Source organism: Pseudomonas sp. NPDC089428 (genome assembly GCF_044749325.1).
Taxonomy (GTDB): Bacteria; Pseudomonadota; Gammaproteobacteria; order Pseudomonadales; family Pseudomonadaceae; genus Aquipseudomonas.
Window position 1 is genome coordinate 190,032 of the sequence record NZ_JBIVHT010000006.1, and the last position, 12,895, is coordinate 202,926.

A 12,895-nucleotide genomic window follows, 5' to 3' on the forward strand; every position below is an offset into this window, starting at 1 on the left:
GGCGACGGGGCGCCGTTCAGCTGGCGCGGAAAATCAGATGGTCTTCCCAGTCGTCTTCGTCCACATCATGTTCACTGAGCATACGCCCCGATTGCGAAATGCGCTGTTCATGCACCTGCTTGCGGTCACCGCAGACCAGATGGTGCCACTCGGGCAGGTCCTTGCCCTCGCTGACCAGGCGGTAACCACAGGTGCTCGGCAGCCATTTGAACTGGTCGGCCTTGCCCGGGGTGAGCTGAATGCAGTCCGGCACATGGGCGAAGCGGTTGGGGTAGTCGCTGCACTGGCAGGTATCGAGGTCCAGCAACTTGCAGGCGATGCGCGTGTAATAGACGCTGTTGTCGTCTTCGTCCTCGAGCTTTTGCAGGCAGCACAGGCCGCAGCCGTCACACAGCGACTCCCACTCTTGCGGGCTGAGTTGTTCGAGGGTCTTGCGCCGCCAGAACGGCGCGCTGTCAGCGATCATCACACGGGTTTCCTGCAGTCATCTTTCAGGCCGCGGCGCGCGGCGGCGCCAGTCTAGAGCCTGGCCTTCGGCAACGCCAGACCGCTTGTCAGTGCCAGGTGGACGCAGTAGCGTGCATGCTTTGCCATCCACTTGCAGGAGCAGCCATGAGTGCCACCCCCCGTATTGCCGATTACGCCATCAACGAACAGTTCATCAACCGCTGGTCACCACGCGCCTTCACGGCCGAACCGATCAGCGAAGAGACCCTGCTGAGCTTCCTCGAAGCGGCACGCTGGGCGCCGTCGGCCTACAACTCGCAGCCTTGGCGCTTCCTTTATGCACGCCGCGACACACCGAACTGGGAGCGTTACCTGAGCCTGCTGGTGCCTTTCAACCGCAGCTGGGCCCAGCAGGCATCGGCGCTGGTGCTGATCATTTCCAAGACCACCTTCGCCGCGCCGGGCGCCAGCGAAGAAAAGCCCGCGCTGTGGCACACCTTCGACACCGGTTCCGCCTGGGGCCACCTGGCGCTGCAGGCCAGCATCAGCGGCTGGCACACCCACGGCATGGCCGGCTTCGACCAGGCACTGGCGCGCCAGGAACTGAAGATTCCGGAAGGCTATGAGCTGCATGCCATGGTGGCGATCGGCAAGCTGGGCGACAAGGCCAGCCTGGACGAAGCGCTGCAGGCCCGTGAAGTGCCGAGCCCGCGCCGGCCGCTGAGCGAGTTGGCTGCTGAGGGTGATTTCAGCCTGTAGGCCTGGTGTTGGCTGTGCCGGCCTCTCGCGGATAAATCCGCTCCTACAAGGACTGCGCTGTCCCTGTGGGAGCGGGCGTGCCCGCGAAGAGGCCAGTTCAGGCTAACGAAGTCAGTAGCCCCGGGCGAAGTCGACTTCGCCGCGCAACCCCTGCCCTTCTGCATACGCCCGCACATTCTCGGCAAACAGCCGCACCATCGCCGCGGGCGAGGTCGGCGCCGAGCTGTGCCCGGTCAACAGCAACCCCCAGGCGGTCCAGAACGGATGCCGTTGCGGCAGCGGCTCCTGCCGGCACACGTCGATCACCGCCCCGGCCAGATGCCCCTCCTTCAACGCCTCGACCAGGTCGGCATCGACCACCGCCGCACCGCGCCCGGCATTGATGAACAGCGCCGTGGGCTGGAAACAGCGAAATAGCGCCGCGTCATACAAGTCATGGGTTGCCGGCGTGTCCGGCAGCAGGTTGAGCACGTAATCCACCTGCCCGACCAGGCGCGGCAAATCCGCCAGCCCTGCCACCTCGACGAACGGTGCCTGCTCGCGGGCATTGCTGGCGATGCCGTAAAGGCTCACGCCAAACGGCACGAGAAACTCGGCCACGCGCTGGCCGATATCTCCGGTGCCGACGATCAGCACCTTGCGCCCTTCCAGGCTGCGCCCCGGGCGGTCATCCCAGCGTCGCTCGACCTGGCTGACCAGGCGTGACAGCACTTCACGCTCGTGGCCGAGCATGTAGGTCAGCATGTACTCGGCCATCACCTGGCCAAAGATGCCCACGGCGCGGGTCAGGCGGTAGTCACGCGGCAGGCCCTCGGCCAGCAACGGCGTGATGCCGGCCCAGGTCGATTGCATCCACTGCGGCTTGTGCCCCTGGCGCAGCAGGCTCGCCAGCAGGTCCGGCTGACCCAGCCAGACCGGGCAGTGCGGTGCCTGGCGGGCCAGTTCGGCGGAGTCGCCGCTGGTCAGGATTTCCAGCTGCGGTGCAGCGTCACGCAATAGCTCGGTGTATCGAGCATGATCATGCTCAGCGATCAGTACACGCATGATCAGACCGGGTCGTTACGGCGCAGCAGCTCTTCAGGCAAGTGCTCGATGTACTCGTCCTCGGCCGGTGGCATCTGCAAGTGATAACCCTGGCTATCGAGGTTTTCCAGCACCTTGGTGATGTCCTCGCGGGCCAGTTGGCGCTCCGGGGTCAACACCAGGTCGAAGGCATGCTTCGGGGTACCGAAGAACGGCAGCAGGCCCTCGGGCACGCGCTCCAGGCCATCGGCCTTGAGCACGTAGAGGTACATCTCGTTCTTGCGTGGGCTCTTATAGATCGAGCAGATACGTTTCATTGCTTGTCTCCGGCGCCTGCGAGGTCGTCCAGCAGGGCCTGGCCCATCCGCTCACGGCGCCAGCCGCGCAGCGAATCGGGCAGTTGGTAGGGGCCGTTGGGGTAGCCGCTCTTGAGCAGGGCTTCCAGGGCTTTCTTGCGCAGCATCAGTTCTGGGGCGATGCCCAGCCGTTTGCCTTCGGCCTGGCCGATGGCGCGCAGGCGCTTGAGGATGCCGGCGGCTTCGATCGGCAGCGGCTCAGGCAGCGGCTGCGGCCATTGCTCGGACGGCAGGCTGGCGGCGCGCTTGATCAGCTCGAGCAAGGCGGCGCCGTCCTGGCGGATGGTGCGCGGGTGCATTTCTTCAATCTTGGCCAGGGCCGAAAGGTTATCCGGCTGGCTCTTGGCGATGGGCCACAGCGAGTGTTCCTTGAGGATGCGGTTGCGCGGCACATCACGGCTACGGGCTTCTCGCTCGCGCCACGCGCACAGTTCGCGCAGCACCGCCAACTGCTGGCGGCCCAGCTTCCAGGCGAGCTTGACGTCGCGATACAAGGTCTCGGGTTCTACTTCACGGCGCAGCGCGGCGACCAGCTCGGCACCGTCGTCAAGCACCCAGGCGTACTTGTCGCCGGCCAGGCGTGGCCGCAAGGCTTCGAACAGTTCGGCCAGGTGCACGGCATCTTCGGCGGCGTAGCTGACCTGGGTTTCCGACAGCGGGCGCTGCAGCCAGTCGGAACGGGTTTCGCCCTTTGGCAGCTCGATGCCCAGCACCTCCTGCACCAGGCGCGAATAGCCCATGGAGAAACCCAGGTTCAGGTAGCCGGCGGCCAACTGGGTGTCGAACAACGGTTGCGGCAGCTTGCCGGTCAGGCGCAGCAGTACTTCGAGGTCTTCGCTGCAGGCGTGCAGCACCTTGACCACGCTGCTGTCGTCGAGCAGTTCGCCCAGCGGCTGCCAGTCGCCGATCAGCAGCGGGTCGATGAGGAAAGCCCGCTGCCCGTCACCCACCTGGACCAGGCCGGCTTTCGGGTAGAAGGTGTCGACCCGCATGAATTCGGTGTCGAGCGCCACGAAGGGTAATGCGCGCCACTTGCGGCAGTATTCGGCCAGGGTCTGGTCGTCACGGATCCAGTGAATTTCGATGGCCACAAGGCTCTCCCACAAACATTGGCGCGCAGTATATACGGCGCGGGCCCTGCTGGTGAAACCTGCGCCATCCCTGGATTAGATGAACGGCCTCAGCGCTGGGCAGTCAACCACGGCCGGCAGCTGGCAAACATGTCCAGCGACTGCTGGTAGACCTCGGTGTGCACCTGCAGCAAACCCAGCATCGAGTGGAACAGGTTGTCCTGCGACAGCGGTGCATCGCTGAGTTTGGCCAGGCAGTCGGTGTCGATGCCGAAATCCGCCTTGTAGCTGTCGGAGAACCAGGTCAGCAGCGGCACGTGCTTTTGCTGCTCGGGGGCGATGGCATAAGGCGTGCCGTGCAGGAACAGGTTGTACTCGCCCAGCGACTCGCCATGGTCGGACAGGTAGATCATCGCCGTGTCGACCTTGTCCTGCTTGCTGCGCAGGGTGTCGATCAGCGAGGACAATACCTTGTCAGTGTAGGCCAGGGTGTTGTCGTAGCCGTTGATGATTTCCTGCTCGCTGCACTGGTTCAGCGCATTGCTCTGGCACACCGGGGTGAAGCGCTCGCTCCCTTCGGGGTAGCGCTTGAAGTACTCGGGGCCGTGGCTGCCCATCTGGTGCAGCACCAGCACGGTGTCCTTGTCGAGGTTGTCGATCAGCTCGCCCAGGCCTTGCAGCAGGATTTCGTCATGGCATTCACCGCTGGCGCACAGCTGCGGGTCCTTGAGGTTGCTGACATCGATGAACTGCACGCGGTCGCAGGTGCCTTTGCAACCCGACTGGTTGTCGCGCCACTGCACGGCCAGGCCGGCACGCTGGAGGATGTCCAGCAGCCCTTCGCGGTTCTTCGCCACACGGGCGTCGTATTCCTTGCGCTTCATGCCGGAGAACATGCACGGCACCGAAACGGCGGTTTCAGTACCGCAGGAATGCACATCGGAGAAGCTCAGCAGGCCCTGCTGCCTGGCCAGGTTAGGGGTGGTATCACGGTCATAACCCAGCACACCGAAGTGATCGGCCCGCGCACTTTCGCCCACCACCAGCACGGTCAGCGATTTGCGCTCATGCTTCTGCCAGGCCGTATCGCGCTTGGCATCTTCGCCATAATTCTGGAAGGGTCGCGCGGCGGTACCGACGCGCTCGTTGACATAACCGATGGTCGCGCCGACGACGTTGCTCGGGGTGAGCATCAGGCGCAGTTCGTGGTGGTTGCGAAACAACGACGACAGCCCTTGGTAATTGACCAGGGCCACCGAGCCCAGGGCCACCACGCAGGCACCGCTGACCACCAGCTTGCCCAGCAGTTCGCGGTGCCACGGGCGGTAGGCGATCTGCGCTTTCCACAGCAGGACCGACGGCAATACGCCAAGCAGCAGAATATAAGCCGCGAACTTGAACGACATCAGATCGCGCACTTCCGCAACATTGGTTTCGGCCATGTTGCGGAACATGCCGGCATCAATGAGTACGCCGTACTGGTTCATGAAGTAAGCGGCACTCGCACCACTCAAGAACAACACGATCAATAGCGGTTTCAATACATAACGGAAGGCGAACAGCGTCAACACCAGGTTGAACGCGAACAACATCAGTACGGCGAATGCCAGACTCAGCCAAAGCCCCGACAAACCAGCGGGCACCACCTCTTGAAGGTGCTCCCAGAGGAACATGTTGAGACCGACCAGCAGGTAAACGCTGGCCAACAGCGTGACCCATTCAGTCCGCAGGGATTTGAAATTGAGCATCGGCATTCGCAATCAAGAGTAATTATCAACCCCCAGGCCTGATGGCTCCGTGGGAAAGTCGCGGAACTCTAGAAAGCGTACCATCAATTTTTCGTGAAAAAGACGGTAACAAATTCGTAAGCCGATGCATTTTTTTACATTAAATTAACTTCATTCAGCAGCCGTTCAGCCAGGCAGGCGCTGCTTGGCATAGGGTTCGCGGTCGATATCGAGCACTTCGACGCACAGCTGGATGTCCACGCCGGCCTGGGCCGGGATGGCGTCGCGCAGCACCTCGAGCAAGCTGCCGGACAACTGCTGCTTCACTTCTGGCGAGCGGCCACTGAGTATCGCCAGGCGCACATGGGCGAAGGCCCGCTCACCTGGCGCGGTACCCACCCGGTACTGCTTGAAGGCCTGGGCCCGGCTCTTGATGTCGGCCTCGTCGGCGAACTGGCCACTGCCGACCAGGGCGTGGTTCAGGCGCAGCAGCAGGACATCGACATTCAGATCACACAGGTTGTCGCTGTATTCCAGGTTCAGATGAGGCATGGCGCAGGTTCCAGGCACAGGTAAGGATGCGACAGCCTACCCCAGTCCCCCACCTGCGCAAAGGCGGCTATCCTCAAAGGTCAGGACCTTACCGACAACCCTGACAGAGGTGAAGAAATGCCAGTTCCGCATGATCTGCTCGCTGACCTGCACATTACCGCTGACGCATTCCAGGCACTCATTGACAAGGATCAGGACCTTCACAAGCTGCACAAGGAATACAACACCAAGGACAAGGAAGTGCTGGCCGCCGAGGCCAATGGCACCAACGACGAGGCGGTCAACCGCCTGCGCAAGGAAAGGCTGCTGATCAAGGACAAGATCGAGCGGATCATCCATCCGCCCAAGGCCTGACAACCCTTTATTGAATTCACCGGCCTCATCGCGGCTAAAGCCGCTCCTACAGGATCTGCGCATAACCTGTAGGAGCGGCTTCAGCCGCGATGAGGCCAGCAACCTTCACACAGCAGCTGCAGCCTTCAGTGCGCCATCCAGGTCTTCGATCAGGTCACGGTAATCCTCGATCCCCACCGACAACCGCAGCAGGTTCTCGCTGATCCCCATCTCGCCCTTCTGCGCCGGGCTCAACGAGTTGTGCGACATGCTCCAGGAGTGGTTGATCATGCTCTCCACCCCACCCAGCGAGTCGGCCAGCACGAAGATCTGCAAGGCCTCGACCAGGCGGTTGAGCGCGGCGCGGTCGGCACCCTTGACCTTCATCGCCACCACTGCCCCACCTGCACGCATCTGGCGCTTGCACAATTCATGTTGCGGATGGCTTTCCAGGCCCGGGTAAAACACCTGCTCGACCTGCGGGTGGCCTTCAAGGAAGCGCGCCACTTGCAGCGCGTTGGCGCATTGGCGCTCCATGCGCACATCCAGGGTCTTCAACCCGCGCAGGGCCAGGTAGCAATCGAAGGGCCCCTGGATCGCCCCGACCGCCATGCTGATCTTGCGCAGGCGCGCCAGCAGGTCGTCGTTGGCGGCCACTACCACGCCGCCGGTGAGATCCGAATGGCCGCCGATGTACTTGCTCGCCGAGTGCATCACCAGATCCACGCCGAGGGTGATCGGCCGCTGGTTCCACGGTGAGCAGAAGGTGTTGTCGATGCAGGTGAGGATGCCGCGGGCACGGGCCAGGTCGCAGACCGCCTTGATGTCCACCAGGTGCAGCAACGGGTTGGTCGGTGACTCGATCCAGATCAGCTGGGTCTCTGGCTTGATCGCTGCCGCCACCGCTGCGATGTCATTGAGGTCGACATACGTGGTGGTAAGGCCCGAGGTACGCCCGCGGTAGTCTTCGAGGATGCGGAAGGTGCCACCATAAACACCATTCATCACCACCACGTGGGCGTCCTTTGACAGCAGTTCCAGCACCGTGGCGGTGGCATTCACACCAGAAGCACAGGCCACCGCACCCACCCCCTCCTCCAGCGCGGCAACACAGCTTTCGTAGGCATGCCGGGTCGGGTTTCCGACGCGGCTGTAGGCATACTCAGGGTTATCGTCAAGGCTGCGCTTGATATAGGAACTGGCGGTGTAGATGGGCGCAAAGATAGCGTTATCGGCAACGCTGAACTGCTCGCCGGCGTGGATGGTACGGGTGGCGAAATTACGCGGCTTTTCGGACATGGTCGGGCCCATTGGCAGGATTCAAGCCTGCAACTATGGCAACAACCTGGCGCGGCGGCAATGCCGGGCCGATTCAGGAAATTTTCCTAGGCCTGGGGTAATCTGGAGAAAATTCTTCTCGATGGTTTGACCTTGCCATGGACAGTTTCGACCAACACATCCTCACCCTGCTGCAGCGCGACGCCTCGATCTCGCTCAAGGACCTGGCCGAAGCGGTCAACCTGTCGACCACGCCGTGCTGGAAGCGGGTCAAACGCCTGGAGGAAGACGGCTACATCCTCGGCCGTGTCGCCCTGCTCGACCCCGAACGTCTGGGGCTGGGACTGACCGTGTTCGTCCAGCTCAAGACCCAACGCCACGACAGCGCCTGGCTGGAGCAGTTCGCCAGCACGGTCACGGGGTTCGAGGAGGTGATGGAGGTCTATCGCATGTCCGGGGACTGGGACTACATGCTACGGGTGGTGGTAGGCGATATCGCAGCCTATGACCGGTTCTACAAGAAGCTGATCAACAGCACCGAGGGGCTGTCGAACATCACCTCCAGTTTCGCCATGGAGCAGATGAAGTACACCACGGCCTTTCCAGTACATCGATCCTGAATCGGCGCTGGATTCTTCGCGGGACAAGCCCGCGCCCACAGGTACCTGGCAAATCTTGAATGCTGTGGTGAACCTGTGGGAGCGGGCTTGTCCCGCGAAAGCGGCCGGCCCAGGCAGCTTATCAATCCGCAGCGAGCACCGCTTCGATCCGGTTCCCGGCCTTGGCCTTCTCCAGCTTGATCGCGATGAACTTGGAAGTCGGCGTGTAAGTCCCTTCGCCATAACTCTCCAGCGGCACCAGCGGGTTGGTCTCCGGGTAATACGCCGCTGCCTGGCCATCGGGAATGTCATAGGGCACCAGGCGGAAGCCCGACACCCGCCGCTCCACGCCATCCTCCCACAGCGACACCAGGTCCACGTGCTCGCCCGGCTCGAAGCCCAGGCGACGGATGTCCGCCTCGCTGACGAACACCACCTCGCGCAGGCCGAATACCCCGCGATAACGGTCATCGAGCCCGTACAGCGTGGTGTTGTACTGGTCGTGCGAACGCATGGTCTGCAGGATCAGGTCCGGCTTGTCACCCCGCGCCAGCACCTTGGCGTTGACCAGTTCCTCAGGCAGCGCATGGGGCATGAACCGTGCCTTGCCAGTGGCCGTGCGGAAGTTGCGGTCGGCCGCGTGGTTGCCCAGGTGGAAACCGCCGGGGTGCTGCAGGCGCTGGTTGAAATTGGCAAAGCCTGGGATAACGTCGGCGATCATGCTGCGAATGCGGCTGTAGTCGGCCACTGCGTATTCCCAGTCGATCGGTTGGTTGCCCAAGGTGGCCTTGGCCATGCCGGCGATGATCCACGGCTCCGAGCGCATGTGCGGCGAACGCGGGCGCAGCTGGCCGTTGGAGATGTGCACCATGCTGAAGGTATCTTCCACGGTCACGCCTTGCGGCCCTTCGGCTTGCAGGTCGATCTCGGTACGACCCAGGCACGGCAGAATCAGGGCATCGCGGCCGGTGACCAGGTGCGAGCGGTTGAGCTTGGTGGAGATCTGCACGGTCAGCGCGCAGTTGCGCAGCGCCGCGTGGGTGCGCGGGGTATCCGGAGTGGCTTGGGCGAAGTTGCCGCCCAGGCCGATGAACACCTTGGCCTGCCCCTCTTCCATGGCCTTGATCGCCAGCACCGCGTTGTGCCCATGGGCGCGTGGCACCCGGAACTTGAAGCGTTTCTCGATGGCGTCGAGCAGAGCCGCCCTGGGCTTCTCGTCGATCCCCATGGTGCGGTCACCTTGCACGTTACTGTGGCCGCGCACCGGTGAAAGGCCGGCACCGGGCTTGCCGACGTTGCCGCGCAGCAGCTGCAGGTTGACGATTTCCTGCACGGTCGGCACCGAATGGCGATGCTGGGTGACTCCCATGGCCCAGCACATGATCACCCGTTCGGCCTTGCGGTACATGCGCGCGGCCAGTTCGATCTCGGCCAGGGTCAGGCCCGACTGCTTGACGATGTGCTCCCAGGAGGTGGCATCCACCGCTGCCAGGTAGTCATCGACGCCGCTGGTGTGCTCGGCGATGAAGGCATGGTCGAACACCGCCGGCTCGCCCTTGGCCTGGGCCTCACGCTCCCACTGCAGGAGGAACTTGGCGATGCCGCGCATGGCTGCCATGTCGCCGCCCAGGGCCGGGCGGAAGTAGGCACTGGTGGTCGGTTCGGAGCCATTGCTGAGCATCTCGAACGGGTGCTGCGGGTGCTGGAAGCGTTCCAGGCCACGCTCCTTGAGCGGGTTGAAGCACACCACCTGGGCACCACGCTTGACCGCCTCGCGCAGCGGTTCGAGCATGCGCGGGTGGTTGGTACCGGGGTTCTGGCCGATGACGAAGATCGCGTCGGCCAGCTCCAGGTCGTGGAACACCACGGTGCCCTTGCCCACCCCGAGGGTTTCCGACATGCCGGCGCCGCTGGCTTCGTGGCACATGTTCGAGCAATCGGGGAAGTTGTTGGTGCCGTAGGCGCGGACGAACAGCTGGTAGAGGAACGCCGCCTCGTTGCTGGCCCGGCCCGAGGTATAGAACTCGGCCTCATCAGGCGAGGCGAGCGCGCGCAGGTGCTGGGCGATCAGCTCGAACGCCTCTTGCCAGGTGGTTTCGACATAGTGGTCAGTGGCGGCGTCGTAGCGCATCGGGTGGGTCAGGCGGCCTTGATATTCGAGCCAGTAGTCGGTCTGGTCGAGCAACGCGCTGACGCTGTACCTGGCGAAGAACGCCGGGTCCACCGAGCGGCCGGTGGCTTCCCAGTTCACCGCCTTGGCGCCGTTCTCGCAGAACTTGACCATGTCGCTTTCCGGCGACTCGCCCCAGGCGCAGCCCGGGCAGTCGAAGCCGCCGTTCTGGTTGGTCTTGAGCATGGCCCGCAGGTTCTTGAAGGCATTGTCGCTGCCCAGCCAGCTCTTGGTCACGCTCTTCAGCGCGCCCCAGCCGGCGGCGGGGCCCTTGTAGTCCCTGATGTGTTGGTCCTGGCTCATGCGGTCAATCCTCACGCTTCGATGCTTTTTTTCAGCCTATGGAGCGCAAGGAAGCACGTCTAATCGAAAGATCTTACGGCGTGATAAGTGGTTTCGATCATGAGAGTTTGACTGGAATTTTCAGCGCCTGGGAGATCGAGCGCCGCCCGCGCGGCGCTCGATCTCCCAGGCGCTACCCCCCCTGCGCCAACCGATAGAGGACATTGATGAATCGGTCGGGGAAAGCAATTTGACGGGGCTGGCCACAGGCTATAGCTTGGATCCTGTAGCCCCCACTTCCTTTCGAGTGCCAACGTGGAACAGAACAGCCGGGCCCTGATCGACGGCTTCAACCGGAAAATCGACTACCTGCGTATGTCGGTCACGGACCGCTGCGACTTCCGTTGCGTGTACTGCATGGCTGAAGACATGCAGTTCCTGCCGCGCCAGCAGATCCTCAGCCTCGAAGAACTGTTCCAGGTGGCCGAGCGCTTCGTTGCGCTGGGCACCCGCAAGATCCGCCTGACCGGCGGCGAGCCGCTGGTGCGCCAGGGCATCGTCGACCTGTGCGGGCGCATCGCCGCCCTGCCCGGCCTGCGCGAACTGTGCATGACCAGCAATGGCTCGCAGCTCGGGCGCCTGGCCCAGCCGCTGTTCGACGCCGGCGTCACGCGTCTGAACATCAGCCTCGACAGCCTCGATGCCGAGCGTTTCAAGCAACTCACCCGCACCGGCGACCTGAACCAGGTGATCGCCGGCATCGACGCCGCACGCCAGGCCGGCTTCCAGCGCACCAAGCTCAACTGCGTGGTGCTCAAGGGCCGCAACGATCACGAGCTGGTCGACCTGGTGCGCTTCGCCATCGACCGCGAGCTGGACATCACCTTCATCGAGGAAATGCCGCTAGGGGTGATCAACGAGCACCAGCGCGGCGAGTCGTTCTGCTCCAGCGACGAAGTGCGTGAGCGCCTGGCCGAGCACTTCACCCTGATCGAGTCCACCGAGTCCTCCCAGGGCCCGGCGCGCTACTGGCGCCTGGCCGAAGCCGCACACACCCGCGTCGGCTTCATCTCACCGCACAGCCACAATTTCTGCGCCACCTGCAACCGCGTGCGCCTGACGGTCGAAGGCCGCCTGCTGCTGTGTCTGGGCAACGAACACTCGATGGACCTCAAGCAGGTGCTGCGCGCCCACCCCGGCGATGCTGCGCGGCTGGAAAAGGCCATCCGCGACTCGCTGCACCTCAAGCCCTACCGCCATCATTTCGAAGTCGGCGGTGAGGTGCAGATCCTGCGCTTCATGAACATGACCGGCGGCTAAGCGCCCGCCTCTGGATTGCCATGATCGTCCACCCCCGCCCCGATGTGCTGCGCGTGCTGTTCACCCTCAAGGGCTCGATCGTCAAGCGCATTGCCCTGCGCTGCCTGATGGTCACCTTGCTGGCCGCGCTGATCGTGCTGATCGAGCGGCATTTTCCGGCATTCTTCTATCCGGTCAGCGCCACGCCCTTCACCTTGCTTGGCCTGTCGCTGTCGATCTTCATGAGCTTTCGCAACAACGCCTGCTACGACCGTTGGTGGGAGGGGCGCAAGGCCTGGGGCAAGCTGATCATCGAGACCCGCTCGTTCGTGCGTGAAAGTGGGGTGATCGCCGACGAGAAACTGCGCGCCGAGCTACTGCGCAGCCTGTGTGGTTTTGCCCATGGGCTGAATGCGCGGTTGCGCAACGAAAGCGAAGAGAACGCCACGCGTCCATGGCTGAACGAGGCCACCCCGGTGGCCGCGCACAATGTGTGCGATGGCATCCTGCGTGACATCGGCAGCCACTGCTCGCGGCTGGCCGAGCACGGGCAGATCAGCGAGTGGCTCTACACCCTGCTGGAGCAGCGCCTGGCCGGGTTGACCGAAGTGCAGGCCACCTGCGAGCGGATCAAGGGCTCACCGCTGCCGTTCCCCTATACCTTGCTGCTGCACCGCACCATCTACATCTTCTGCCTGCTGCTGCCCTTTGCCCTGGCCGAGCCGCTGGGCTGGCTGGCACCGCTGTTCACCACCATTGTCGGTTACACCTTCTTTGGCCTGGATGCGATCGGCAACGAGCTGGAGGACCCGTTCGGGCGGGATGAGAACGACCTGCCGATGGATGCCATGGTGCGCACGGTGGAGCGGGATGTGCTGGGGGCCCTGGGGGTGGAGCCGCTGCCGCCGGTATTGCTGCCGGTGGACTTTGTGTTGAGCTGATGGCCCTTTCGCGGGTAAACCCGCTCCCACAGGTACAGCACAGGCCTCAGGTTACGCAC

At 63.3% G+C, this 12,895-nt stretch carries 13 protein-coding genes; 5 read left to right on the top strand and 8 right to left on the bottom strand.

Translation table 11 applies throughout. From position 1 onward, the window contains the following. Window positions 1-16: 16 nt before the first annotated feature. The gene (locus ACIPZ5_RS14060; RefSeq protein ID WP_060510309.1) at window positions 17-466 is read right to left on the bottom strand and encodes a YcgN family cysteine cluster protein; all 450 of its coding nucleotides are present in this window, start codon (window positions 464-466) and stop codon (window positions 17-19) included. Between the two features lie 146 nt (window positions 467-612). Here ACIPZ5_RS14060 and ACIPZ5_RS14065 point away from each other — a divergent pair, with 146 nt between their 5' ends. After that, the gene (locus tag ACIPZ5_RS14065) at window positions 613-1,206 is read left to right on the top strand and encodes a nitroreductase family protein (protein WP_176507849.1); all 594 of its coding nucleotides are present in this window, start codon (window positions 613-615) and stop codon (window positions 1,204-1,206) included. 111 nt (window positions 1,207-1,317) lie between these two features. Here ACIPZ5_RS14065 and ACIPZ5_RS14070 read toward each other — a convergent pair whose 3' ends face one another. From ACIPZ5_RS14070 to ACIPZ5_RS14090, 5 genes are all read right to left on the bottom strand, one after another. Then, entirely contained in the window at window positions 1,318-2,250 is a 933-nt protein-coding gene (locus ACIPZ5_RS14070; protein ID WP_400809238.1) for a D-2-hydroxyacid dehydrogenase, read from the bottom strand. A 2-nt stretch (window positions 2,251-2,252) separates the two neighbouring features. Then, window positions 2,253-2,546, bottom strand: coding sequence for a YcgL domain-containing protein (locus tag ACIPZ5_RS14075; RefSeq protein WP_261943050.1), 294 nt, complete (start codon window positions 2,544-2,546; stop codon window positions 2,253-2,255). Beyond that, window positions 2,543-3,676 carry a ribonuclease D gene (gene rnd, locus ACIPZ5_RS14080; protein WP_400809242.1) on the bottom strand — a complete coding sequence of 378 codons (1,134 nt, stop codon included), beginning with the start codon at window positions 3,674-3,676 and terminating at the stop codon, window positions 2,543-2,545. The genes ACIPZ5_RS14075 and rnd overlap by 4 nt, the downstream gene beginning before the upstream one ends. Window positions 3,677-3,765: 89 nt before the next feature. Next, window positions 3,766-5,403, bottom strand: a complete 1,638-nt coding sequence (locus tag ACIPZ5_RS14085) for a phosphoethanolamine--lipid A transferase (RefSeq protein ID WP_343598653.1) — start codon at window positions 5,401-5,403, stop codon at window positions 3,766-3,768. Window positions 5,404-5,568: 165 nt separating this feature from the next. Then, a complete protein-coding gene (locus ACIPZ5_RS14090; protein WP_261943047.1) occupies window positions 5,569-5,934 on the bottom strand; it encodes a 5-carboxymethyl-2-hydroxymuconate Delta-isomerase in 366 nt (121 codons plus the stop codon). 117 nt (window positions 5,935-6,051) lie between these two features. Here ACIPZ5_RS14090 and ACIPZ5_RS14095 point away from each other — a divergent pair, with 117 nt between their 5' ends. Further along, the gene (locus ACIPZ5_RS14095; protein ID WP_400809246.1) at window positions 6,052-6,288 is read left to right on the top strand and encodes a YdcH family protein; all 237 of its coding nucleotides are present in this window, start codon (window positions 6,052-6,054) and stop codon (window positions 6,286-6,288) included. A 105-nt stretch (window positions 6,289-6,393) separates the two neighbouring features. On the opposite strand, the gene ACIPZ5_RS14100 is transcribed toward ACIPZ5_RS14095, so the two are convergent. Beyond that, window positions 6,394-7,578 (bottom strand): trans-sulfuration enzyme family protein, encoded by a 1,185-nt coding sequence (locus ACIPZ5_RS14100; RefSeq protein WP_400809248.1) that lies wholly within the window; start codon window positions 7,576-7,578, stop codon window positions 6,394-6,396. Window positions 7,579-7,703: 125 nt separating this feature from the next. Here ACIPZ5_RS14100 and ACIPZ5_RS14105 point away from each other — a divergent pair, with 125 nt between their 5' ends. Beyond that, window positions 7,704-8,165: an Lrp/AsnC family transcriptional regulator gene (locus ACIPZ5_RS14105; RefSeq protein WP_261943045.1), complete on the top strand. Its 462-nt coding sequence runs from the start codon at window positions 7,704-7,706 to the stop codon at window positions 8,163-8,165. Between the two features lie 121 nt (window positions 8,166-8,286). On the opposite strand, the gene ACIPZ5_RS14110 is transcribed toward ACIPZ5_RS14105, so the two are convergent. Continuing rightward, window positions 8,287-10,617 carry an FdhF/YdeP family oxidoreductase gene (locus ACIPZ5_RS14110; RefSeq protein WP_400809251.1) on the bottom strand — a complete coding sequence of 777 codons (2,331 nt, stop codon included), beginning with the start codon at window positions 10,615-10,617 and terminating at the stop codon, window positions 8,287-8,289. A gap of 294 nt (window positions 10,618-10,911) precedes the next feature. Here ACIPZ5_RS14110 and moaA point away from each other — a divergent pair, with 294 nt between their 5' ends. After that, on the top strand, window positions 10,912-11,916 hold the full coding sequence (gene moaA / locus ACIPZ5_RS14115) for a GTP 3',8-cyclase MoaA (protein ID WP_343598649.1): 1,005 nt from the start codon (window positions 10,912-10,914) through the stop codon (window positions 11,914-11,916). A gap of 20 nt (window positions 11,917-11,936) precedes the next feature. After that, entirely contained in the window at window positions 11,937-12,836 is a 900-nt protein-coding gene (locus ACIPZ5_RS14120) for a bestrophin family protein (RefSeq protein ID WP_400809254.1), read from the top strand. Window positions 12,837-12,895 lie beyond the last annotated feature (59 nt).